24 protein-coding genes and 1 pseudogene are annotated in these 22359 nt (G+C 66.8%); 12 read left to right on the plus strand and 13 right to left on the minus strand.

The features are described from left to right. Positions 1-8 precede the first annotated feature (8 nt). Positions 9-800 carry a hypothetical protein gene (locus AAHS21_RS02900; protein ID WP_342926194.1) on the plus strand — a complete coding sequence of 264 codons (792 nt, stop codon included), beginning with the start codon at positions 9-11 and terminating at the stop codon, positions 798-800. A 15-nt stretch (positions 801-815) separates the two neighbouring features. Here the strand turns inward: AAHS21_RS02900 and AAHS21_RS02905 are convergent, their stop codons facing one another. Continuing rightward, entirely contained in the window at positions 816-1508 is a 693-nt protein-coding gene (locus tag AAHS21_RS02905; RefSeq protein WP_342926553.1) for a GAP family protein, read from the minus strand. An 81-nt stretch (positions 1509-1589) separates the two neighbouring features. On the opposite strand from AAHS21_RS02905, the pseudogene AAHS21_RS02910 reads away from it, so the two are divergent. Continuing rightward, positions 1590-1772: pseudogene (locus tag AAHS21_RS02910) on the plus strand (hypothetical protein); the annotation flags it as partial. Beyond that, complete coding sequence (locus AAHS21_RS02915; RefSeq protein ID WP_342926580.1) at positions 1762-1896, plus strand: hypothetical protein; 135 nt, start codon at positions 1762-1764, stop codon at positions 1894-1896. The pseudogene AAHS21_RS02910 and the gene AAHS21_RS02915, both read left to right, overlap by 11 nt. A gap of 12 nt (positions 1897-1908) precedes the next feature. Here AAHS21_RS02915 and AAHS21_RS02920 read toward each other — a convergent pair whose 3' ends face one another. Further along, entirely contained in the window at positions 1909-2214 is a 306-nt protein-coding gene (locus AAHS21_RS02920) for a hypothetical protein (RefSeq protein WP_342926195.1), read from the minus strand. Positions 2215-2334: 120 nt separating this feature from the next. Here AAHS21_RS02920 and AAHS21_RS02925 point away from each other — a divergent pair, with 120 nt between their 5' ends. Both AAHS21_RS02925 and AAHS21_RS02930 read left to right on the plus strand, forming a co-directional pair. Then, positions 2335-2562, plus strand: coding sequence for a hypothetical protein (locus AAHS21_RS02925; protein WP_096284094.1), 228 nt, complete (start codon positions 2335-2337; stop codon positions 2560-2562). A gap of 48 nt (positions 2563-2610) precedes the next feature. After that, positions 2611-4113, plus strand: coding sequence for a hypothetical protein (locus AAHS21_RS02930; RefSeq protein WP_342926196.1), 1503 nt, complete (start codon positions 2611-2613; stop codon positions 4111-4113). Here AAHS21_RS02930 and AAHS21_RS02935 read toward each other — a convergent pair whose 3' ends face one another. Both AAHS21_RS02935 and AAHS21_RS02940 read right to left on the minus strand, forming a co-directional pair. Further along, on the minus strand, positions 4114-4947 hold the full coding sequence (locus AAHS21_RS02935) for a glycoside hydrolase family 16 protein (RefSeq protein ID WP_342926197.1): 834 nt from the start codon (positions 4945-4947) through the stop codon (positions 4114-4116). 120 nt (positions 4948-5067) lie between these two features. Beyond that, positions 5068-5922 (minus strand): glycoside hydrolase family 16 protein, encoded by an 855-nt coding sequence (locus tag AAHS21_RS02940; RefSeq protein ID WP_342926554.1) that lies wholly within the window; start codon positions 5920-5922, stop codon positions 5068-5070. A gap of 215 nt (positions 5923-6137) precedes the next feature. Here AAHS21_RS02940 and AAHS21_RS02945 point away from each other — a divergent pair, with 215 nt between their 5' ends. Next, the gene (locus AAHS21_RS02945) at positions 6138-6758 is read left to right on the plus strand and encodes a hypothetical protein (RefSeq protein ID WP_342926198.1); all 621 of its coding nucleotides are present in this window, start codon (positions 6138-6140) and stop codon (positions 6756-6758) included. 150 nt (positions 6759-6908) lie between these two features. On the opposite strand, the gene AAHS21_RS02950 is transcribed toward AAHS21_RS02945, so the two are convergent. After that, entirely contained in the window at positions 6909-7928 is a 1020-nt protein-coding gene (locus AAHS21_RS02950; RefSeq protein WP_342926555.1) for an NADP-dependent oxidoreductase, read from the minus strand. Positions 7929-7976: 48 nt separating this feature from the next. On the opposite strand from AAHS21_RS02950, the gene AAHS21_RS02955 reads away from it, so the two are divergent. Then, a complete protein-coding gene (locus tag AAHS21_RS02955) occupies positions 7977-8702 on the plus strand; it encodes a DUF3060 domain-containing protein (RefSeq protein WP_342926199.1) in 726 nt (241 codons plus the stop codon). A gap of 4 nt (positions 8703-8706) precedes the next feature. Here AAHS21_RS02955 and AAHS21_RS02960 read toward each other — a convergent pair whose 3' ends face one another. The 4 genes from AAHS21_RS02960 to AAHS21_RS02975 form a co-directional block, all read right to left on the minus strand. Further along, the gene (locus tag AAHS21_RS02960) at positions 8707-11880 is read right to left on the minus strand and encodes an adenylate/guanylate cyclase domain-containing protein (RefSeq protein WP_342926200.1); all 3174 of its coding nucleotides are present in this window, start codon (positions 11878-11880) and stop codon (positions 8707-8709) included. A 54-nt stretch (positions 11881-11934) separates the two neighbouring features. After that, positions 11935-12321: a hypothetical protein gene (locus AAHS21_RS02965; RefSeq protein ID WP_342926201.1), complete on the minus strand. Its 387-nt coding sequence runs from the start codon at positions 12319-12321 to the stop codon at positions 11935-11937. 91 nt (positions 12322-12412) lie between these two features. Continuing rightward, complete coding sequence (locus tag AAHS21_RS02970; RefSeq protein WP_342926202.1) at positions 12413-14353, minus strand: Hsp70 family protein; 1941 nt, start codon at positions 14351-14353, stop codon at positions 12413-12415. A 154-nt stretch (positions 14354-14507) separates the two neighbouring features. Beyond that, positions 14508-15737, minus strand: a complete 1230-nt coding sequence (locus AAHS21_RS02975) for a hypothetical protein (protein WP_342926203.1) — start codon at positions 15735-15737, stop codon at positions 14508-14510. A 38-nt stretch (positions 15738-15775) separates the two neighbouring features. Here AAHS21_RS02975 and AAHS21_RS02980 point away from each other — a divergent pair, with 38 nt between their 5' ends. Further along, the gene (locus AAHS21_RS02980; protein ID WP_342926204.1) at positions 15776-16396 is read left to right on the plus strand and encodes a TetR/AcrR family transcriptional regulator; all 621 of its coding nucleotides are present in this window, start codon (positions 15776-15778) and stop codon (positions 16394-16396) included. Positions 16397-16400: 4 nt separating this feature from the next. Beyond that, positions 16401-16880, plus strand: a complete 480-nt coding sequence (locus AAHS21_RS02985) for a nuclear transport factor 2 family protein (protein ID WP_342926205.1) — start codon at positions 16401-16403, stop codon at positions 16878-16880. Positions 16881-16883: 3 nt separating this feature from the next. Here the strand turns inward: AAHS21_RS02985 and AAHS21_RS02990 are convergent, their stop codons facing one another. Together AAHS21_RS02990 and AAHS21_RS02995 are read right to left on the minus strand one after the other, a co-directional pair. After that, positions 16884-17564 (minus strand): L,D-transpeptidase, encoded by a 681-nt coding sequence (locus tag AAHS21_RS02990; protein ID WP_096290825.1) that lies wholly within the window; start codon positions 17562-17564, stop codon positions 16884-16886. Between the two features lie 86 nt (positions 17565-17650). Beyond that, entirely contained in the window at positions 17651-18286 is a 636-nt protein-coding gene (locus AAHS21_RS02995; protein WP_342926206.1) for a phosphatase PAP2 family protein, read from the minus strand. A gap of 68 nt (positions 18287-18354) precedes the next feature. Here AAHS21_RS02995 and AAHS21_RS03000 point away from each other — a divergent pair, with 68 nt between their 5' ends. Further along, positions 18355-18837 (plus strand): hypothetical protein, encoded by a 483-nt coding sequence (locus tag AAHS21_RS03000; protein WP_342926207.1) that lies wholly within the window; start codon positions 18355-18357, stop codon positions 18835-18837. On the opposite strand, the gene AAHS21_RS03005 is transcribed toward AAHS21_RS03000, so the two are convergent. After that, a complete protein-coding gene (locus AAHS21_RS03005; protein WP_342926208.1) occupies positions 18821-19105 on the minus strand; it encodes a hypothetical protein in 285 nt (94 codons plus the stop codon). The genes AAHS21_RS03000 and AAHS21_RS03005 overlap by 17 nt on opposite strands. Before the next feature lie 49 nt (positions 19106-19154). Between AAHS21_RS03005 and bluB the strand changes: the two genes are divergently transcribed. Together bluB and AAHS21_RS03015 are read left to right on the plus strand one after the other, a co-directional pair. Further along, positions 19155-19901, plus strand: a complete 747-nt coding sequence (bluB, locus tag AAHS21_RS03010) for a 5,6-dimethylbenzimidazole synthase (protein WP_342926209.1) — start codon at positions 19155-19157, stop codon at positions 19899-19901. Positions 19902-20072: 171 nt separating this feature from the next. Next, positions 20073-21446: a sulfatase gene (locus AAHS21_RS03015; RefSeq protein WP_342926210.1), complete on the plus strand. Its 1374-nt coding sequence runs from the start codon at positions 20073-20075 to the stop codon at positions 21444-21446. Positions 21447-21453: 7 nt separating this feature from the next. Here the strand turns inward: AAHS21_RS03015 and AAHS21_RS03020 are convergent, their stop codons facing one another. Further along, complete coding sequence (locus tag AAHS21_RS03020; RefSeq protein ID WP_342926211.1) at positions 21454-22233, minus strand: trans-aconitate 2-methyltransferase; 780 nt, start codon at positions 22231-22233, stop codon at positions 21454-21456. Between the last annotated feature and the right edge of the window lie 126 nt (positions 22234-22359).

Here is a 22359-nt window from a genome sequence, read left to right on the forward strand (position 1 = left end):
GACGGACTATGACCAGGCGACCGCCAGCGGACCAGCACCAGAAGTGGCTGGCCAATGCCGAACGGCTGGGCGTGCCGACCGCGGTCACCACCGCGATCGCGGCGCACCACGGCATCACGCGCGAGAGCTTTCGGGTCCTTGCGAAAATGACCGAGATCAACGATCCGGATGCCAAATCGTTCTTCCTCGTACCTGCGGGCACCCCCGGCGACGAGGTACGCGCGGCCACGCTGATGACCTACATCCTCAACGCGGGCACCGGCTACGGCGGCCCGGCAAGCCCGCCGACCGACTTCCCCGAGACACCGTACTGCGCCGACGAAGTGCGGCGAATCGTCGATCGCCAGCGTGCGAACCGCTGGAGCTACAACGAGGACATCGGATTGGTCCACCGCAATGGCGGACGTCTCATCACCACCCCGAACGGCATGCTTATGGGCTTGGGCGGCAACTGGATCCAGCGGCTTTTCAGCCAGCAAGGCGGCACCGCATGGGGTGACATCTTCATGGTCAACGTCGCGGTCGACGTTGCGGACCCGACCGGCGCCGCCCGGCGGCTGCGCCAGATCGTCGAGTCCGGACACGCGTGGTACACCGATCGCAAGGGCCGGCCCGTGCAAAGCACTCTCGCGCTGGATCGGGTCCTGCACCATGAGGAGCTACATTCCCAGCAGTGGGCCGCCAAGGGCCACTCCCGGATGATCATTGCCTACCTCTGGGAAGTGGCCCGCGACAGGCTCTTTGGCAAGACGAACCGGCTCGAAGCGCAGGCCGGACTGGCCGACGGCGGCTACCAGTAGCCGAGCAGCACCCCGCTACAGGGCGCGAATTCCGTTGTGCAGCACCATCAAACCGATCAGGATCAGGATTGCCGCCATTAGTGCGGCATTGTGCTTCTCCATCCAGTTTCGGACGCGTTCCAGAAGATCGTCGAGGCGATGGCCCGCGGCCGCATAGGCCAGGATCGGGATCGCGACCGTCGAGGCGGACACGGCGACAAAGACAGTGCCGGCCGACAGCCTGTCGACATCGTCGAGGCGACTGGTGCCGATGGCCAAGCCGGCCGCCACGTTCATCAGCAGCACTTCGACGCGGACCACCGTCAGGACCAGTGCGGTGATGGCCGCGCGCCGGGGGCGCATCGTGGCAAAGTGGCGCATCCAGGCAGGCGACTCGGTGGACCGGTGCCGGGTCAGCCACCGGTAAATGCCGAACAGGATCAGTGCCGAGCCCAGCACCACCCGCATCCAGGACGCCCACGTCGGTGGCGACGACTTGTGCATGTCGCCGAGCCCACCCGAGCCGGCCACGAAGATCGCGGTCTGGGCGGCCAGCCCGAACACCCAGCCGCCGAGGAAGGCCAGCCCGGCGGGCCGCGGCTGCGGTGCGTGCAGCACCAGGACCGCCGGGATGATCGACAGCGGCGAGACGGCGGTAACGAGCGCCAGCGGAATGAGGGTGGGTAACAGCGAGCTCCAGCTTCCTGCCACGGGCAGCAATCCTCTCATCGACATCGTCGGCGTGCTACCGCACGAGCCGCGCTCGCTGTCCGGGGCCCGTCGCGGAACACGCCCAGGTGGTTGTATGTGATGTGCAGCGCGACGGGGAAAACACTAGGGGACCATGACGTGGCTCGGATCCATCTTGGGCACATTTTTCACCTCGCCGGCTCCCCGCTGGTGTCCGAAGCCGCCCATGCATTGGTGTCCATCCCCGAGGGCAAATTGGTGATCGAGGACGACGGCAAGATCGCATTCTGTGGTGAGCGCGCTCGCCACGGCTTTCAAGGTGCACAGCTCGGAGCCGATGGCGCGCGACCAGACCCTGTTCGGCTTGCTGATGCGAACCCGTGAGACGTCCATCGCCGGCACGTATGTGCAGGGCCGTCGGCTGTAACCCATACCGCCACTAGCCCTTTCGGCGCAGCGTCCAGGCCGGTATCCAGTGCGTCACGGTTTTTTGCTTGGACCCGTAGGCGATTGGATAGGTCACCAGTCCCCACCAGTCGCCCTGCTCGCACAGCCCCCAGCAGCTCAGCCGCCCCTCGACGACCTTGTGCAGCTGCAGACCGTTGGGCTGATACCGGCCCGAGCGATGTGGCTCGCGCGGAAAAAGCACCGTCAGATCGATCAGCACCGCGATCGGCGGACGCACCACCCGAAACGGGTCGCGGACCGGCTGTCCGTGGTACCCGATCGACGCGAGCGGTCTCATTGTTCGATCATACGTTCGAAAAGTGAAGGTCAGGTTGCGTCCGGCCAATTGCCCCGCCGTGGCTCCGGCAAATCGATATAGTTCGCCTCGCAACCGATCGCTACAACTGGGGAGATCCGCATGATCAGGCTCATCGCTACGGGCTTACTGGCCTTGGGCGGGCTGATGACCACTGCGGTGGGCGTGGCCAATGCCGATGAAATTCAGGTCGACGGCGTCTATTCGACCCTGGGGGCATGCGAGGCGGACGGCCCGCACGTCGAACTGGCCCACAACGACAACTTGTGGACACACTGGGACTGCCGCCAGCACGCCGACGGTCTGTACTACCTGTACCTGACCAACTAGCAGGCGCACCCGGAAAGAGTCCGGGGTTGCTTCTGGCACCATAACGGTGTGTCAGGGCGTCGCGTGCTGGACCCGCTGATCGTCGGCGTACTGGCTACCGCGATAAGTCTTGTCGGCGCCGGCCGTCCCTCCTTCTGGTACGACGAGGCCGCGACGATTTCGGCGGCATACAGCCGTTCCCTGGCTCAGCTGTGGCAGATGCTGGGCAACGTCGACGCCGTGCACGGTCTGTACTACCTGTTGATGCACGGCTGGTTCCAGCTCGTCGCGCCGACCGAGTTCTGGTCGCGTGCGCCGAGCGGCCTGGCCGTCGGGGGTGCTGCGGCCGGAGTCGTGGTGCTGGGCAACCAATTTTCGTCTCGCACCGTGGCGCTGGCCTCCGGGGTGATCTGCGCGATATTGCCGCGGTCGACGTGGGCCGGTATCGAGGCTCGTCCGTACGCCATGTCGATGATGGCCGCGGTGTGGCTAACCGTCCTATTCGTCAGCGCGACGCGCCGTAACGGCGGCTGGATATGGGTGGCTTACGGTGTCGCACAAGCGGTTTCGATCGTGCTCGACGTGTACCTGGTGCTACTGTTGCCGGTGCACTTGGTGTTCGTCTGCGTGTTCCTGCGCAAGCGAACCGTCGTGGCCCGCTTCGTCGTCACGTCGGTTCTGGCCAGTTGTGCCGTGGCGCCATTCTTGTTCGTGGCCGCGAGGCAGGTGCATCAGATCAGTTGGGTCGCGCCGATCGGGCACCGCACGATCGAGGATGTGACGGTTCAGCAGTACTTCGAGCGCAGCCCGCCGTTCGCGGTGCTGTCGGCCCTGGTGGTCGTCACAGCCGTTGTCGTGTGGCGGTGGACATCGGTGAAACTCGTTGCGGCAGATCGGCAGTTGCTGACCTTGGCGGTCGCCTGGGTGCTGATACCGACCTTGCTGATCGTGGTGTGGTCGGCGTTGCTTCACCCGATCTACACGCCGCGCTACCTGTGCTTCACCGCGCCGGCGATCGCGTTGGTCCTGGGCGTCTGCGTTGGCGCACTGGCGGCCAAACCATGGGTGGCGCCGGCTGTCGTCGCCCTGTTCGCGGTCGCGGCGGCGCCGAATTACTTAAGGGTGCAACATAACCCGTACGCCAAGTACGGCATGGACTACAGCCAGGTCGCGGATCTGATCACGGCCAAGGCGGCACCGGGCGACTGCCTGCTGATTAACGACACTGTGACGTTTATGCCGGCACCGATGCGTCCCTTGATGGCCGCGCGCCCCGATGCCTACCGCAAGCTGATCGACCTCACGCTGTGGCAACGGGCCACCGACCGGCGGGATGTGTTTGACACCAACCTGATCCCGGAGGTCGTCGCCAAGCCGCTCAGCCAGTGCGCGGTGGTGTGGATCATCACCCAGGCCGACGAGTCGATGCCCGCGCACGATGAGGGTTCGGCGCTGCCGCCGGGCCCGCGCTACGGCGCGACGCCCGCTTTCGCGGTCCCGCACGACCTGGGCTTCCGACTCGTCGAGCGCTGGCAGTTCAACCTTGTTCAGGTGTTCAAAGCGACGCGCTGATCACCAGACGCGGATGTAGTCGACCAGCATGGACGCCGGAAAGACCCCGCCGGCAGGATCGCCGGCGCCGACGCCGCCGACCGCCAGCGTGAACATCGGCGTCATCCAGTAGCCGGGATTGCTGAACGGCCAGCGCATGTCCTCCGGCGGATTGCCGGCGACGTGGATCGGCTTGGGCGGAACCTTGAAGTACTCGGCGCCGTCGCGCGCGAACGCGAATCCCTTGTCGTCCCAACGCATCCGCCAGGTGTGCCAGTCACCGTCGACCAGGCCGGGGATCGATTTGCCTTCCCAGGTCTTTCCGTTGGATGCCGCGTGCACGGTGGTACCCGGGGCCCATTGGCCGTTGCCGTACCACTCGAAGACGTCGACCTCGCCGTCGGGCAGCGGGTCCTCGTTGACCGCCCAGAACGACGGCCACAGGCCGGGGGTCAGGCAGTCCAGTTTGATCTTGGCTTCCCAGGTGGTGTTGATCATGCCGCGCCAGTTGCCGCGCAGCTTGCCGCTGTAGTAGGTGTTGGCCAGGAAATCGTGTGTGGCGCGCAGGACCAGGTTGGAGTGCCCGTCCTGGAACACGTTTTGGGGATCGGCGCGGTAGATCCCCTCGACCGGTGGGTAGACGTCGTCCTGCCAGGTCTGGATCGTCCATTTGCCCGGGTCGGGAGGCGAACCGGCCGGGCCGTCGAACTCGTCGGAGAAGAGGTAGGGCCCACCGGGTCCGGCGGCCGGTGCGGCCGGTGCGGACGGGGACGCCAGCGCTTCCGGGATAGGCATCGATGCCGCCGCTGCCAGCATGCCGAGCCCTGTCGTCATCAACATGCGGCGACGATCCATCTGCACTACCACCCATCGCTAGACGCCGGAGCTCCGGCTCGGCACGGTCCCCCCGGCCAACTCCCGCAAACGGTGTTATACAACCATGCGCGCGGATGGCGTGCATCCCGCACCCGGTACTTAGAAGACGCGCACCCAGTCGACCAGCATTTCCGCCGGGTAGCTGCCGGACGCGGGGTCACCGGCGCCCGAACCGCCGACCGCCAGGTTGAGCATGGGAAACATCGTGTAGCCGACGTCGTTGAACGGCCACATCCGGATCGGGTCGTGCAGATCCTCGATGCCGGTCGCGGGAACGCTGAAGTACGGCTCGGCGCCCTCGGCATAGTCTTCCCAGAACTGCATGCCGCCCGGATTCCATGTCACGCGCCAGGTGTGCCACCCGCCGTCGACCGCGATCGGGTGGGTCTGGAATGCGGTGCCGTCCGGGTTCGCGTGCACCGTGGTGCCCGCGGGCCACTGCCCGTTGCCGTACCACTCCATCAAGTCGACTTCACCGCTACGGCCGGGATCGTCGTTGGACAACCACCAGGCGGGCCAGCAGCCGCCGGTAAGGCAGTTGAGTTTGATGCGCGCCTCCCAGGTGGTCCCGATGGCGCCGCGCCAGGTGCCACTCACCAGGCCGCCGAAGTAGTTGCCCCCCTCTCGGCTGGCGCGCAGTACCAGATTGGACTTGCCGTCGACGAACACGTTTTGCCGGCTGTCCCGGTACTGCCCGAAGAACTCGGGCCGGTCGAACCCGGTCGGATTCTTGATCGGCGTACGTTGGTTCGCCACAACCCATTTCGAAGGCTCGGGCGCCGAGCCGGCCGGCCCGTCGAACTCGTCGTGAAATAGGTAAGTCCCGGACCGTGCCGGCGCGGCGCCCGCACTCGCGGTGGGGACCGTGGCGGCCAGGGCGCCGAATCCGGCCAGCATCATCATCCGGCGACGATCCATACCTGGCACTTTCGTTTCAAGGGGTGCCCGCAGCATAAAGCAGTTCGCTGAGCTGGCTTTGCTGCTCGACGGCGAGCCGGGCAAGAATTCGCTGTTCGGCTCCGCCACGGCGCGTCGATGGTCGCGCGCCCGACCGGTGCTACGCGCAGCCCGAGTTCCGCGGCGACCCGGGAACCATCAAGCTTGTTGACATTGCCGGAGTCGGTGGTATCAAGGAGCTTGATGGTCCGATACGGAAAGGAATGACACGGATGTCTGGTGACGGATTGTTCGGCGGCCCCGGTGGTTTCGGTGGCCCCGGCTTTGGTTTCGGCGGCGGCCCCGGCTTTGGTTTCGGCGGCGGCCCCGGCGGATTCGGGGGCGGTTGGGGTAAGCACGGTTGGGGTCATGGCGGCCCGGGTTTTGGTCCGGGTGGTCGTCCGCCACTCAAGCGCGCGGCCTTTGTGACCGCGGCGCTGCTACTTGACGGGCCGGCCGATGCCGCGCAGATCGTCCAGCGGGTGTCCGACACGACCGACGGCGCGCTCACTCCGCCGCAGGAGATCGCGGAGCTGGCCATTGGCCTGCTCGACGGTCGCGGTGTAGTGACGGTCGACAACGGTGTCGCGACGTTGACCGAGTTCGGTCAGAACCTGCTGAAGTGGCGGGGCGTGAGCAGCGAGACCGCACACGCTTTCCTCAAGCGTGCGGGTCAATTCGGCGACGTCTTCAAGATCCGCCGGGAGATGTTCGAGATCGCCGGTCTGTCGCGCACGATCACTTGGACCGGGACCGACGAGCAGAAGCAACAGCTCGCGCAGGCCAGGACCAAGGTTCTCGAAGCGCTGCGTGAGGCCAAGAAGACGCTGCACCGTGTCCTCGGCGAGGACTAGCGGGCCGGGCGAGTGTGCGCCCACGGCGTTGCGTGTGCGCGCAGGGCGGCGACACACCGGGCGAAGACGCCGTGGGCGCACACCCAAAGCGCTATCTGCACAGTCGCCGGGCCCATGCGCCCGAGCGCCCGGCCAGCCGGGGCGTTCGCCTCAGGGGGTCGAGGGCTCGCTGATCTTGACCAGCGTCTTGCCGATGTTGGCTCCGGTGAACAACCCGTTAAGGGCGTCCACGCACGACTCGATGCCCTCAAAGATGGTCTGGCGGTGCTTGAGTCGGCCTTCGGCCTCCCATTGACGCAGTGCGGCAAAGGCTTCGTCGAAGCGGCCCCATTGGTCGAGGGCGTTGAAGCCCTGCATTAGCGCGGTCTTCGACAGCAGGTTCACGTAGTTGGCCGGACCGGGGTGCTCACCGGTCAGGTAGCTGGAGATGACGCCGCACAGCACGACGCGCGCGTTGTTGGCGAGCCGGCCGAGCACCGCGTCCAGGATCGGCCCACCGACGTTGTCGAAGTAGACGTCGACGCGTTTCGGACAATGCTGCTTGAGCGCGGCGGGCACGTCGTCATTCTTGTAGTCGATGCACGCGTCGAAGCCGAAGTCCTCGACCACGGCCCGGCACTTCTCCGGCCCGCCGGCGATGCCCACCACCCGGGCGCCCGCGATCTTGGCGATCTGCCCGGCCACCGACCCGGTGGCGCCCGCCGCCGCCGAGACCACCACCGTCTCACCGGCCTTGGGCTTACCGATGTCGGTCATGCCGAAGTAAGCGGTGGCCCCGGTCGGGCCGTACACCGACATGATCGCGAGCTGATCGTCCTCGCCGGGAATGGGCGTGCTGAACAGATCGTCGCGGATGATCACATATTCCTGAAACCCGGTCAGCGTGGTAATCACGTCGCCGACGGCATAGGCGTCACACCGGGACGCGACCACTTCGCCGATGCCGGCCGCCCGGACCACCTCGCCGAGCTGCACCGGCGGCAGGTAACTCGGCTGATCGTTCAACCAGGTCCGGACCGCCGCGTCGAGCCCGACGTAGGTGGTTCGGAGCAGCGCCTCACCGTCGCCGGGTTCGGGTGCCGGCCGGGTGATCAGCTCGGTGTCGTCGGGTGCGACCAGCCCGGTCGGGCGGCGACGAAGGACGATCTGGCGATTCGGCATCTCGGGCACGCTGCTGAAACTACCCATTGGGCGTCGTCTGGTGGGAGCATCTGTCCCATGGAATCGCAGGACGACCCGGAAAAGCGGATCCGGGACCTGGAGCGCCCGCTGGCTGAGACCGCGCGCGCTTCCGAATTGGGCAGCGCACCGCAGGGCCAGGCCTACCCCCCGCCGCCACCGGGACCGGTGCCATCGCCGCCTTACGGTGCGGCGCCGCCGCCACCGCCCATGTACGGCTATGGCAGCCCCTACGGCGGGTCGTCGCCGAAATCGTCGGGCAACCGCATGTGGTGGATCGTCGGCACCATCATCGTGATCGGCGTGCTGGTGCTCGCCGGCGTCATCGCAGCCTTTGCCGCACACCAGCTTTCCTCTGTCCGGTCGATCATCTCGTCGGAGGTGACGACCACGCCGGCGACGCCGTCACCCCGCACGACGACGCGCAGTCCGCGGCCGACGACCAGCGCGACGAGCCCGACCCGCAGTTCGGGTCCTTCGACGTCGCCGCTGCCCCCGCAGGGCGCGCCGCTCGACGTGTCCGGCATCGACGAGAACAAGACGATCGTGTGCAACGACAACACCGTCACCGTCAGCGGGATCAACAACACGATCGTGATCACCGGCCACTGTGCGAGCCTGTCCGTGTCCGGCATGAAGAACTCGGTCACCGTCGATTCCGCCGACACCATCGAAGCGGCCGGGATGAACAACCAGGTGACGTTCCACTCGGGTGCGCCGAAGATCTCCAACTCCGGACTCGACAACGTCGTCGCGCAGGGCTAGGCGCTCAGTCGGCGGCCATCGCGTCGGCCAGCGCCACGTAGCCTTCGAACCCGACGTCGTACGCCCTGGCCCGAAAGCGTTGCAGGAGTTGGCGATAGCCTGCCTCGTCGCCGCGGACGCGGGCCAGCAGCGCCCGCAGCCGCAGCACCGGAATTTCGTGTAGCACGAAGCCCGACTCGGTCGGGACGGCCTCGAGCCGGTCGACCGCACGCTGCGCCGCCTCGACATCGCCGGGGCCGGCGCGCGCCAGCAGTGTCTCGACCAGCACGGTGGTCGCCGGTGCCCGGAACATCATCGTCCCGGCGTCGAACTGCGCGTTGAGAATCCGGGACACCAGGTCGATGGCGCCGTCGAGATCGCCGGATCGGGCGCGGCCGCGGGCGATCTCGGCGTCGGTCATGCGCCGAATCGCCACGATCAGCTTCTCGTCGACGAGCATCTCGCGAGCCTTGGCCAGGTATTCGAAGCCCTCCCCCGCGCTTTCGTCGTTGCAGTGGATGAGCGCGGTGGCCCGATTGACAAGTGCGTACGCCAACGCGGCGGTGTCGCCGGAACGTTGGGCGATCTCCAGCGACTCGGCTGTCTGGGCCACGTCTTGGGCAGTGGGCAGCACCCCGCCGTTCTGCACCGCGGCCGCATACTTGTACAACTGCGCGAACGGGTGGGTGGTCGGGTCGAACGAGCGGGCCATCGCGATGCCCTCCTCGAGGTCGTGGCGCCAGCCATGCCGACCCAAAAACATTCCGGCCGCGCCCTTTAACGTCGTCGCCCAGGCCAGCGGGGATCCGATCACGAAGTTGCCCATGGTGGGGTCGCCGTGTGCGACGTCGATGATCCGTTGCGCCAACCGCAGGCATTCGGTCGCCTCGCCGACCTCCCACTTGGCTTGAGCCGCCGCATAGAACAGGCCGGCCGTCATCGCGGGGTCGCCGATCGACTCGACGAGCGTGGCGAACTCCGTCGCCATGGCGGCCGCCTCCCGATGCCGGGAGTTGAACGTCAGCGTGGTGAGGTGGCCCGCCATACCGACCGCCAATGACCTCTTGTCACCCGCCTGGGCGGTCAGCGTCCGCAATTCGTCGAATCCGGTCTCCTCGGGCGTGCCACCCACCTGAAAAACACTGCCGCACAACAGGGCTCGCGGCGCGATGCGCATGGCCAGCCGGTCGGGGTGATCGTCCGGGAGCCGGTCGGCGAATCGCTGCGCCTGTTGCCAACTGGCCCGGGCCGCGCGGATATCCCTTCCGCCGTACCACGTCCCGGCCTGCATGTACCACTCGTAAGCCTGACGCAGGTCCCCGGCGGCCGCGTACTGCGTGGCGACGATCGAGGCCTCCTGACCGGTGAACTCGCCGTAGGTGCGCTGCAATACCGCCGCCACCCGTCGATGCAATTCGGCTCTGCTGGCTTTCAATTGGGATTCGTATGCCACCGCCTGAATCAGCGGATGGCAGAAGGCGTATGTCTCGTGCGGTGTGAAGCCGACCTGCTCGACCAACGACGCCTGGACCAATGGCGCCACGTCGACCGCGCCCAACAGACATTTCAGCAATTCGGTGTCGAACTGCGCGCCGATGACGGCCGCGGCGTTCAGAGTACGCTTCGCCGTGGCGTTGAGCCGATCGATGCGCGCCCCGATAATTCCCTGCAGGCTTGCCGGGACATGGATTTCGCGCACCTCACGCACGCACACGTAGGAGCCCGGTGCGCCCTCGATCTCGCCCCGCTCGGCGAGGTCACGCACGATCTCCTCGGCGGCGAACGGCAGGCCGGCCGCCCGGTCGGCGATCACCGTCGGTAATCCGGCCACCGAAGGATCGGCCCCCAGCAACTCGTTGATCAATTCGGTGATGTGCGAATTACACAGTGGCTCAAGGACGAACGGATGGGCGCCAGGGATGTGTGCCAGCGGCCCCGAGTATTCGGGCCGATAGACGACGAGCAGCACCGCGCGCATGCCAGCTACCGCCGCCGCGAATTCGGTGAGCAGCGACTCACTGACGCTGTCGATCCACTGGGCATCGTCGATGACGTAGAGCGCGGAGTCGGGCCGTGCCAGTGAAATCGTGTTGATCAGGTCGACGAGCCGGCGGCGCCGCGCATCCGGGGTGATGTCCGGACAGGGCATGTCGGGGTCGCGGATGCCGAGCAGGTCGTCGAGCAGCACCAGATCCTCGTCGCCAGCCTCGGGGATTTCGGCGCGCACCCGCGCCCGCGCCACCTCGAGCGTGAGCCCGCCGAGACCGAAGACCCTGTGCAACAGCCGGGAGATCACGTGGAACGGAATCTCGCGGGTATGGGATTCGCAGTAGGTCACCGACACCTCGAAACCGGCACTGCGCGCGATGGCTAACGACTCGCGGACCAGCCGGGTTTTGCCCACGCCCGGGCGGCCGGTGACCGTGATCACGGTTCCCGCACCCCGGCTGGCCTGGTCCAGCACGTTTGCGACGGCGTCCTTCTCTTGCTGCCGCCCGACCAAGCGGGACTGGCGACGCGCCTTGCGGCGCTCACCGTCGGCGGCCAACAGCCGCCGGGCCGGCACGGCGGTGGCGAAACCCTTGATGTGCACGGTTTCGGGCTCGCCCAGCACCGCGCGATCCTCGACCAGCCGCGCGGTGGATTCGCTGAGCATGATGCCGCCCGGCGGCGCCACCGTTTCCATGCGCTGCGCCATTCCCACCTGTTCGCCCACCGCGGTGTAGCCGAGATGAGTCGCGCCGACCTCCCCGGTGATCACCTGGCCGGAGTTCAGCCCGACGCGCAAGCGCAGGTCGATCCCGTCGCGACGGCCCACCTCGACCGCCAGCGCCCGGACCACCTCCTGGATCTGCAGCGCCGCAAGGCAGGCACGAAAAGCATGATCTTCCAACGTGATCGGCGCTCCGAACAACGCCATAATGCCGTCGCCGGTGAACTTGTCGACGGTGCCGCCATAACGCTGGACCACGGTCGCCGACTGATCGACGAGTTCGGTCATCACCTCGCGCAGCCGCTCGGGACCCAATGCTGCGGCGATGTCCATCGAGCGCACCACGTCGGCAAACAGGACGGTGACCTGCTTGTACTCGGCCGGCTCGGCGGCCGGCGCCAGTGGACTGCCGCAGGCATCGCAGAAGCGCGCACCCTGACGCGGCTCCGAACCGCACACCTGGCACACCGGCGCTGCTGGCGTCACGTCTGAAACCCTAGGCGGAATCCCGGTTAGTGGAAACGCCCGGAAATCGGCAACTTACGTTTGCTCTTCCGCGTCGTCGTCGAGGACGCCGACCGCGATGCCGTACGGCAGAAAGCGCACCTTGCGCTTGGGGTCGACGTTGTTCTTGTTGGCCCGCAGCGCGTCGAGCTCACTGGCGTACACCTGTTCGACGTGCGCGCCGCCCGCGGCGTCGACGGTGTAGATCGCCCAGACGCCGTCGCCGGCCTCTCCTGCGGTTTCCGGCCCGGAACGGGGCCGCCGCGACAGGTCGTCGAAGAACGCCGAAAAGCCGCCGCGGGCGCCCGGAGCAGCAGCGAACCTGCCGATCCGCTCGAATACCTCGCGCAGTCCCTCGCTGCCTTCTCTGATTACCCGATCGAACTCCTCGGGATCAAACCCGAATGGTCCATGCTCGCCCACGTGGCCTCCTAGCAGCTCGTAGCGTTACTGACCAGTGTGCGCTCGCGCGCGGTGATGCGCCACGGAGTTTGCTCGCAGCCGAATGTCACCGCTAGTAGCCCGGGCCCAGGAACGGGTTCTGCGAGTACCCGCCCCCGCTGGGCGGATAGCCGCCCCCGTAGCCACCGCCCGGATATTGCTGAGCAGGGTACTGCGGAGCCGGGTTCGCCGGCGCCTGACTGGCCGGCACCTGGATCGGGATCGGCACCGGCAGCAGCGGAACGTGGATCCACTGCGTGGTCATCGGCACCGTCGTCGAGGTGGGCGGGGGCGATGTCGTCGTGGGCGGTGGCGGCGGCTCGGTGGTCGGCGTCGTCATGGCCGTCGTGGGTGGTGGCGGCGGAGGCGTCGTCGTCTGCGGCGGCGGCGGCCGGTGGGTGGTGTGCACCGGCGGTGGCGGCGCCGTGGTCACCACGACCGGCGGGGGCTCGGGCGACGGCGAAGGTTCCGGCGGTGGCGGCGCGGGCGGCACCGAGCTGGGCACCGGCGCGGCGGTGGGCGGCGGTGGCACCGCGGTGGGCGGGACGGGACTGGGCACCAACGTGCTGGCCGGCGGCAGCGGCACGGGGACGACGGAGGGCGCCGGCGGTGCTTGGCGGTTTTCGATCCCGGTCAACGTGTACGCCACACCGCCGATCGCGGTCATGGCGACGAGTGCGAACATCCCGACAACCAACTGCGACAGCCGGACCCGGCGCCACGCCCGTTCCCGGGGCGGTTCGATCACGTTCAACCGCATCGACCAGCCGCCGGGGCCGCTGTCTTCGTCGAATGCTTCGGGCGTGTAGGGCACCCGGATGTCACCGGGGTATTCGGTTTGCGACCAAGCCAACTCGCGATCGGTGAGCGCTTCCTCGTCGATCACCAACAGGTCGCCGGCGGGCAGTTCGATGATGTCGTTGCCCGACGACGCGGTGAGCAGACCGATCGACGTGCGGGTGCGGAGGTCGAGTTCCTCGCCGCGGGCGGCCAGCAGCAGCGCACCGGCGGCGGCGGCGAATGCGGGCTGCGCCGGCGACATGACCGGGCGACGGCTGTGCACCGAAAGACGTTCGTTGACAAGCGGAATGCACGCGCCACCGCCGACGGTGATCACCGCGGAAAGGTCGTTCCAGCCCTTGCGGTGTCGGCACAGCATGTCGTCGAACGCGTAGATGAGTCCGGTGAGCCGATCCTGGATCAGATCGCCCAGCTCGTCACGGGTGAACTTCATGGTGGCCCGGCGTCCACCCAGCTCGGCCGCGAATTCCGTTGTGCGTTCTGTGGATAGCTGCTCTTTGGCGGTACGGCACTGTTCGCGCAGCCGGGCCAGTTGCCCGACCGCGGCGGTGCTGGCCGGGTCGATACCGCTGCCGTGTCCCAGCTCCTCGAACACACACAGCAACAGGGCCGCGTCGATCTCATCACCGGAGAAGTCGGTGTAACGCATTGTGGCGCTGAGCGGTTTGAAATCGCCCGCGAGGTCTATCAGGGTGGCCGACGTACCCGAGCCGCCGAAGTCGAGCAATCCGACGACACCGGTTGCGGCGAGGCACAGCTCGGCGTTCGCCGCGGTCAGCGATGCGATCGCGTCCGAAACCAGGCGTGGTGCCATACCGCTTCGCACAAAGCCCAGATGCGTGCGTAGTGCGTTGCGCAGTGCCTGTGCGGTGCCCGGTTTCCAGTGTGACGGAACGGCGATCGAGATCTCCGAGGAGCCGGCGTCCGCACCGGCGGCCAGCACCATCGCATCGAGCGCTTCGACCATCAAGAGGTCGGGGTCGTGAGCGGAGCCATCGACGGACACCAGTGCCACCGAGTCGCCGACACGGTCGACGAACCCGCTCATCAACATGCCGGGCTCGGTGAGCTGCGGGTTCTCCTCGGGTAGACCAACTTTCGGTGCGCAGTGCGGGTACAGCGTTAGTACCGCTCGACGTGAAACCGGCTGGTTTCCGTCACGTGCTGCGACCAGGTTCGTGGTTCCGATCGACAACCCAAGTGGGTCGTACATAGAGCGAATACTTTCGTCTATAGGGGTCGGTGGCCAGCGTTAACGATAGCCGCCGACACGCGCAAAGCCGATGGCTTGCAATGCCATTGGTATCGCCCCGATGCGGTTGTGTCACCGAAGTGGTACTAAAAACCCCTTGACAAAGAACTGCGCGTCAGACCACGGTCAGCGGCAGCGAACGCCTGGGCTCGAACTGGAATGTCGCTCCGCCACTGACCCTGACCACCGAAACCTCTGGCAGTTCCTTAGCGTCGGTGTCGGTTTCGATTAGCTCGGCCGTCCAGTCATCGGCAGTTCCGCTAACTCGCACTTCGACGCGCGGATCGACCGCCGTGGCGATCGCCTGCAGCGGTTGCACGGATTGCGGTGAGCACAACGAGATCCAGGCACCGTCGTCGTGGGCCGCAGACGCGTAGACGTGCAGCCGGTTCGATTCCAGTTCTGCGGCAACGTAGCCCACCGGGTTCAGCAGCGGGTGCAATTCGAGGACCTTGCGCACGCCGTCAATCCCGCCGGGAAGATTGAGCGCGCGGTGAATGCGCTCCGCGGCCAGGCCCGCGATGCCGATCAAGCCTTTGGTGCAGACCGCGACGGCTTCGGTTTCGTCGGCGGCGCGTGCCCGCACCGCGATCGCGAAGGACAGAAACAGCAGATGCATCTGCAAGCAGACCTCGTCGGCCATCCGGACCAATGCCGAATGTGAGAAGGCGGCGAAGTCGAAATCGGAGAGCAGCGGACCCGAGTAATCAGCCTGCCCCTGGTCCGAGGCGTCGATGGGATCGAGTTTCCATGTCGCGGCGCGCGTTTGACGAACGATGTCCAGGGCGGGAATTCCCTGCACCTCTGGATACGACTCGTCGATGACGACGGTCCACGCGCAGTGCGGGTGCCGGTCGGCCGGCGTCCGGGGCGGGCGGTGGATGGGACGCACCTGAGCCCGGGCGTTGGTCGCCACGGCGGTCGCGTCGAACGTCGGATCCTCGATGGTGTGGCACATCCCGAACACGTACTGCTCGCCCATCGGTTCTACGTCGAGCAGCGCGCCGCAGTGGTCGAGGTGGAATTCGCCGTGCCACCGGTCGTGCACGGTGTAGCGAAAATCCATGAATTGCGGTGGGGCGCCGATGTCGAGCTGCAGGCCCTTGAAGATGGTGGGCACGTCGTTGCCCACGTAATTCAGCGCCTCCTGCATGCGCCGGGTGTAGATCGGGCTGGCGCCCGCCCACTCCTCGATGGCGATCTGCACCATCTCCTCGCGGCCGAACGAGGAAATGCACCAAGCCATTCCCGACCGGTCGATCAGCTGTCCGATCAGTAACAGTTCGGGTAGCAGAACGGCCAGCTCGGCACGGGACAATTGCGCATATCGCGAGGGGCTGCTCACGCCACAAAAATAAGCTCGGCTATGTTATAAAGTCAACAATGTCCATTGCCGCAGGCCAGACGTCCGGGCGCTCGGCCAGCCCCACCCGGCGCACCACCGCGCCGCGCAAACGCGGCGACGACACCCGCGCGAAGATCATCGACGAGACGGTCCGCTGCATCCAGGAGGAAGGCTTCGCCGCCGCCACCGCCAAGCATGTGGCCGAACGCGCCGGCGTCACGTGGGGCGTGATCCAATACCACTTCGGCGACCGCAACGGCCTGTTGATGGCGGTCGTCGACGACGGGGTGGACCGGTTGATCGAGAGCCTGTCGTCGGCGGACGTCAGCAAGCTGGCGCCACAACAACGCATCGAAGTCGTCATCGACACCGCGTGGAGTTGTTACAGCAGCCCGACGTCGATGGCCGCGTTCGAGATCCTGCGGGCAACCCGCGGCAGCCTGGGCGATTCCTCGCGCCGCCACCTGCTCGAGATGAACTCCGCGATCGCCCAGTTAGGCCGGCTGATCACCACCGACCCGGCGAATGCGGGTGTCGCCGAAGTCATTTGGGCTACGCTGCGGGGTGTGGTGCTGGTCCAGATGGTCACCGGAACGACCATCGATTGGAGCCTGGAACGACGGGCCCTGATCGACATGGTTACCCGTGTGCTGCAATGACGGGATGACCCTCGACGATCTGGCCGATATCGAAGCCATCAAGCAAGTCAAGTACCGGTATCTGCGCGCACTGGACACCAAGCATTGGGACGACTTCAACGACACCCTGGCCGAAGACATCAAGGCCGACTACGGGCCGTCGATCGGCAACGAGTTGCACTTCACCAACCGCGCCGACTTGGTCGAGTACATGCGGACGTCGCTGCCCGCGAACGTCATCACCGAACACCGGGTGACGCATCCGGACATCGTCGTCGACGGCGACACCGCAACGGGCAGTTGGTATCTGCAGGACCGGGTGATGGTCGCGGACCTGAACTTCATGCTGATCGGCGCCGCCTTCTACCGCGACACCTACCGGCGCACCGATGCCGGCTGGAAGATCTGCGGCACCGGCTACGACCGGACCTACGACGCCACGATGTCGTTGGAGGGCATGAACTTCACGCTCAAGCCCGGTCGCGCCATCGCCACCGTCGACTGAGCGCTACTTGGTGATCGCGATGACTGCGCCCGGCCGCAGCCATTTCATGATCGACACCAGCTGAGCATCGTCGACCGCGACGCAACCCTCGGTGGGTTGGCCGTCGGTGGTGTGGAAGAAGAACGCGGCGCCGCCACCCGGGGTCTTGTTCTTGTTGACGCCCATCACGACCGCGTGCTTGTACTGCGGGATCTGCAGGTTCTCGCTCTCGGCGGTGTTGAACGGGCACTGCGCCTTCTGGCACATCTGCATCGAGTTGAACGTGGGGCTGTGGTCGTCGCCGCTCCACCAGTAGTTGGGTCCGGAGACCTGGGTGTAGGGCAACCCGGTACCGGGGTTCGGGGCGGTGCCGAACGCGGCGTCGAGGCTGTACACCCCCGTCGGGGTGGCCGGCACCCCGCTCTTGGCCTGCGGCGCCATCCCCGCCGAACCCACGTGCGTCGGAACGCCGGTGCGCAGCGCCTGCCAGCCGGCGGCGGTGCGTTGGTAGATGTCGATGGTCGCGTTAGAACCGCCGGTGCTGACGACCGAAACCACTTGTGTGGCATTGCCAACCTGATTCGCGAACCAGGGCGTGCCGGCCAGCGGGTTGCCCGTTGGGGCGGCGGTTCCGGCCGGCGCGAGTAGCAGCGATGCCCACACGCAGCACGCCACAGCACACAGCGAAGTCAGCAATCGGCGCATGCATTCCATCGTCAGGCGACGCCAACCTCGAGGTCAAGTCAAGCTTTAGCCCCGGTTGGGTCACGGCGCCGTGATCAACGAAAAGCCTACCGCGGCAGCGGCTTAGGACGAAACACTGCCAGACACACCAGGACGTACAGGTATCCCAGGGCCCAGCCGGCGAATACGTCGGACGGGTAATGCACGTTCAACGCGACCCGCGAAAAGCCCACCAACACAAGGATGATCGCGGTCAGCGACATCGCGATGCGACCCAGCATCGCGCTCATCATCGGGATGACGAAGGCCAGCAGGGCGAGTAGGGACGCCGTCGTCTCGAGCGCGTGCCCCGAGGGAAACGACGTCTGGGCAATGGGCACCAGCATGGTCGACGGCCGCGGGCGATCCGCCAGGCTCTTGGCCGCCTGCGTCACCAATCCGTTCAGCAGCCCGCAGGCCACCAGCACCAGTGCCACGCGCACGTCGCGCCGCACCAACGCGGCCGCCGCCGCGATCGTGTCGAGCACCCGCAGCGGGACCGGCCCCAGCACATTCGTCACCACTGCCCAAAACCGCAGCCACGCCGGATGCTTGACCGCGGCGTCGTGCGAGGCGTTCAACAGCGACCAATCGATCCGGTGCAGCCAGCCCCAATTCTGGAGGTAGCCCACCCACATCAGCGCGTAGACCGCGACGGCCACGAGGGCGGCATAAAGGGCCATCCAGGCCCGCGGGTGGGTCACCCCTAAGCGATACCAGGATCACCGTGCGGATTGGTGGACCCCGCCCGGTTCCGCGTCATACTGGCGGCATGGCGGTCTTTGTCCGCAGGTTGCTCGGTATCGGCAAGCTCCCCGAGGACCTGCATGCTCAGGTCGAAGCAGAAGGCGTGCTCTACCTCGCCGACTACGTCCCGGTGACCAGGCGGTTCAGCGGCACCATCCCCGGTGTGCGGTTGCCGCGCAGCGTCGCCTACTACACCGGCTCGCTGGTACTCACCCGGCAACGGGTACTCGCGACGCTGTCGATGCTGCCGAAGCTGGCCGGCGCGACCGTCGACGTGCCCTGGGATGCGCCGCAGACCGGCACGGCCCGGGCCGAGATCTCCTCGGCCGGTTTGGAGGTGCACGTCGACGTGGCGCGGGTCGACGACAAGTTCAGCGGCGAACTGTCGCTGCTTTACAAGACCGCGATCCCGGCGGATGTGCTCAGCGGCCTGCCGGTGCGTTCGTTGACGTTCGACATGGCGCCGGACTGCATCGTCCGCGCGGTCGGCGTCACCTATTCTCCGTGATCGTCATCAGCGGCCACGGCGGCTGGCGGAGCACCGCGAGGCTGCCGATGACCGCGGCGAGCAGGCCGGTGAGCACTCCGATCAGCGCGACGCGATTGGCGTTGACGGCGGGCACCCAGGTGGCCCGGCCCTCGCGAATGACGAAGACGCCGACCGGCCTTTCGACGGTGATCACCGTGGCGCCGTCGCTGGTCTGGAAGGGTTGGCCGTAGACACGCCCCGGCTGACGGTCGCTGGGCAGCTGATCGAGCACGTCGGAATACTTCACTGCACGCTCCCTTGGTGGTGTTGTGGGACTGCGCGATACATTGACGCTAATGCCATTCTCCTCCGGCGAATACTCCGATGGCGCGGTGAACGAACACGCGTTCAGCTCGCAAGATCGTCGCGTCGTGTACCGGGTGATCGCCGAACGGCGGGACATGCGCCGCTTCGTGCCGGGCGCCGTGGTGCCCGAGGAGGTGCTGGCCCGCTTGTTGCAGGCCGCGCATGCCGCGCCCAGCGTCGGGTTGATGCAGCCGTGGCGTTTCATCCGCATCACCGACGACGCGGTGCGCCGCCGCATCCACGCCCTGGTCGACGAGGAACGCCCGCGCACCGCGGCAGCGCTGGGACCACGCGGCGCGGAGTTCCTGCGGCTCAAGGTCGAAGGCATTCTCGAATGCGCCGAACTGCTGGTGGTGGCGCTGGCCGACAAACGCGACGTCCACATCTTCGGCCGGCGCACGCTGCCGCAGATGGATCTGGCGTCGGTGTCCTGCGCGATTCAGAACCTGTGGCTGGCGGCCCGGGCCGAAGGTCTCGGGGTCGGCTGGGTCTCGCTGTTCGATCCGCAACCCCTGGCCGAGCTGCTGGGCATGCCCGCCGATGCCGAGCCGGTGGCCATCCTGTGCGTCGGGCCGGTGCCTGACTTCCCCGACCGGCCGGCGCTGGAGCTCGACGGCTGGACGCATGCGCGACCGCTCGCGGAGTTCGTCTCCGAAAACCGGTGGACTCAGCCGCCGGACACCCGGCCGGCGACGGGCACCGCAACGGCCCGTAAGTTGCCGTCCCAGCCGGTGTGACGCGGGGATCGGCGACTTTGGCATACCCACGCGCCGAACGTGCACTCAGGGATCCAAACCCGCGGAAAACCCGCCTCAGAGCACGTTCGGCGGACGGGGATGCGGTGACGGATTCAGATCCTCGGCAGACGACTGCGGTATCGTCGCCGGTCGGCAAGGCATGGTAGGGAGGTGGCAGTGACCGGCGACAACGTGCTGATCGTGCACTGGCACGACCTCGGGCGCTATCTCGGTGCCTACGGCCACCCGGACGTCAGCAGCCCGCGCATGGACCAGCTCGCCAGTGAAAGCATCCTGTTCACCCGGGCCCATGCCACCGCTCCGCTGTGCACACCGTCGCGCGGCTCGTTGTTCACCGGTCGCTACCCGCAAAGCAACGGCCTGGTCGGCCTGGCCCATCACGGCTGGGAATACCGCGCCGGCGTGCAGACCCTTCCCCAGATCCTTTCCGAATCAGGCTGGCACTCAGCACTTTTCGGTATGCAGCACGAGACTTCCTACCCGAAGCGCCTGGGCTTCGACGAGGTAGACGTGTCGAACTCGTATTGCGACTACGTGGTGGACAGAGTCCAGGATTGGCTGCGCAACGACGCCGCGGCGCGGGCTGGACAGCCGTTCCTGCTGACGGCGGGATTCTTCGAGACCCATCGCCCCTACCCACGGGACCGCTACGAGCCGGCCGACAGCGCGGCCGTCGATCCACCGGACTACCTGCCCGACACACCCGAGGTGCGCGGCGATCTCGCCGACTTCTACGGCGCGATCAGCAGCGCAGACGCCGCGGTCGGCCGGATAGTGGACGCCCTGGCCGAGACGGGTCTGGACGCCAGCACCTGGGTGGTGTTCTTCACCGATCACGGGCCGGCCTTCCCCCGGGCGAAGTCCACGCTGTACGACGCCGGAACCGGCATCGCGCTGCTCATCCGCCCGCCCACTTCGGCGCACCGGGCCGTGACACCCCAGGTCTACGAAGAACTGTTCAGCGGCGTCGACCTGGTTCCGACGTTGCTGGAGCTGCTGGGCCTCGACGTGCCCGCCGAGGTCGAGGGCGTCTCGCACGCCCACGCCCTGCTCGCACCCGATACGCCGGCCGACCCGGTGCGCGATCAGGTGTACACGATGAAGACCTATCACGACTCGTTCGATCCGATTCGGGCAATCCGCACAAAGGAATACAGCTACATCGAGAACTACGCGCCGCGCCCGCTGCTGGACCTGCCGTGGGATATCGAAGAAAGCCCGTCCGGGATGGCGGTCGCACCCTTCGTCAAAGCTGCGCGCCCGGAACGCGAACTCTACGACCTGCGAACCGATCCCACCGAGACCACCAATCTGCTGGAAGATGGCGATCCGGGAATGGATGCGATCGCTGCGGATTTAGCTGTCCGCCTCAATGATTGGCGTCAGCGCACCGGCGACGTAATCCCCTCGGACTTCGCCGGTACCCGTATCGCGATGCGCTATACCGAAACGTATCGACAGATCCATCGCACGACACCGGCGAACCGGTCGGCGATCGGCGCCGACCGCGGCGTCGAAGAGTAGGCAGTCGCTATCCCGCGGCCGCGCCACCGACCTCGGCGACGATGAATACCCGCCGGAACGGGAAGATTGTTGTGCCGTCGGCCCGCGGCGGGTAGGCGTCGTCGAGCAGCGGGATGAGCTCCTCGCGGAACTCATCCCAGCCCGCGTCGTCGAGGCGTTCGCGCACCGGAACCAGCGCGGTGCCGGTGATCCATTCCAGCACTGGGTGTTCCCCGGTCAGCTGGTGCAGGTAGGTCGTCTCCCAGGCATCGACCCGGCAGCCCGCATCCATCAGCAGATTGGCGTAATGCGCTGGCGGCTGGACCACCGCGCCGACTCGGAATGGTATGTCCTTCAGCGTCTTTGCGTAATGTTCGCGGCGCGCCACGGCCCGCACCGCGGCATGCGACGGGGTTTCGAAGTTACCCGGAATCTGCACCGCGATCCACGACCGGTCCGGCAGTTGGCCGGCCCACCGGACCAGCAGGTCGGCATGTTCGGGGACCCAATGCAGCGCGGCGTTGCTGACCACCACGTCGGTGTCGGGTTTCGGCTTCCAGTCCCGCAAGTCCGCAACCGAGGCATCGATCCCACGTTCCCGGGCGGCGGCCACCATCTCCGGCGAGGTGTCCATCGCCTCGATGGCCGCGCCGGGCCAGCGCTTCTCGAGGTATTTCGTCAAGTTGCCGGGTCCACAGCCCAGGTCGACCACCCGACGCGCCCGCTCGGCCCCCACTCGCGAGAGCAGGTCGTAAAACGGACGGCTGCGATGGTCTGCAAATGCCAGGTAGACGTCTGGATCCCACATGTCGGTCCTCCTGATCAACGCCGTGGCTGGTCGGCGATATAGACAAACCGTATTACCGCATCGTGCCCCGGTGACGCCCGAGTGGCCCCGGAATCGGGTCAATTGGCCGGGATCGGACGCTGGGCC

This window comes from Mycobacterium sp. 050272 (assembly GCF_039023525.1).
GTDB lineage: Bacteria > Actinomycetota > Actinomycetes > Mycobacteriales > Mycobacteriaceae > Mycobacterium.

Bases quoted from the DNA above. Each gene is read 5' to 3' on its own strand.
- AAHS21_RS02900 (WP_342926194.1), top strand. From the start codon at position 9: ATGACCAGGCGACCGCCAGCGGACCAGCACCAGAAGTGGCTGGCCAAT.
- AAHS21_RS02905 (WP_342926553.1), bottom strand. From the start codon at position 1,508: ATGAGAGGATTGCTGCCCGTGGCAGGAAGCTGGAGCTCGCTGTTACCC.
- AAHS21_RS02920 (WP_342926195.1), bottom strand. From the start codon at position 2,214: ATGAGACCGCTCGCGTCGATCGGGTACCACGGACAGCCGGTCCGCGAC.
- AAHS21_RS02925 (WP_096284094.1), top strand. From the start codon at position 2,335: ATGATCAGGCTCATCGCTACGGGCTTACTGGCCTTGGGCGGGCTGATG.
- AAHS21_RS02935 (WP_342926197.1), bottom strand. From the start codon at position 4,947: ATGGATCGTCGCCGCATGTTGATGACGACAGGGCTCGGCATGCTGGCA.
- AAHS21_RS02940 (WP_342926554.1), bottom strand. From the start codon at position 5,922: ATGCTGCGGGCACCCCTTGAAACGAAAGTGCCAGGTATGGATCGTCGC.
- AAHS21_RS02945 (WP_342926198.1), top strand. From the start codon at position 6,138: ATGTCTGGTGACGGATTGTTCGGCGGCCCCGGTGGTTTCGGTGGCCCC.
- AAHS21_RS02955 (WP_342926199.1), top strand. From the start codon at position 7,977: ATGGAATCGCAGGACGACCCGGAAAAGCGGATCCGGGACCTGGAGCGC.
- AAHS21_RS02970 (WP_342926202.1), bottom strand. From the start codon at position 14,353: ATGTACGACCCACTTGGGTTGTCGATCGGAACCACGAACCTGGTCGCA.
- AAHS21_RS02980 (WP_342926204.1), top strand. From the start codon at position 15,776: ATGTCCATTGCCGCAGGCCAGACGTCCGGGCGCTCGGCCAGCCCCACC.
- AAHS21_RS02985 (WP_342926205.1), top strand. From the start codon at position 16,401: ATGACCCTCGACGATCTGGCCGATATCGAAGCCATCAAGCAAGTCAAG.
- AAHS21_RS02990 (WP_096290825.1), bottom strand. From the start codon at position 17,564: ATGCGCCGATTGCTGACTTCGCTGTGTGCTGTGGCGTGCTGCGTGTGG.
- AAHS21_RS03000 (WP_342926207.1), top strand. From the start codon at position 18,355: ATGGCGGTCTTTGTCCGCAGGTTGCTCGGTATCGGCAAGCTCCCCGAG.
- bluB (WP_342926209.1), top strand. From the start codon at position 19,155: ATGCCATTCTCCTCCGGCGAATACTCCGATGGCGCGGTGAACGAACAC.
- AAHS21_RS03020 (WP_342926211.1), bottom strand. From the start codon at position 22,233: ATGTGGGATCCAGACGTCTACCTGGCATTTGCAGACCATCGCAGCCGT.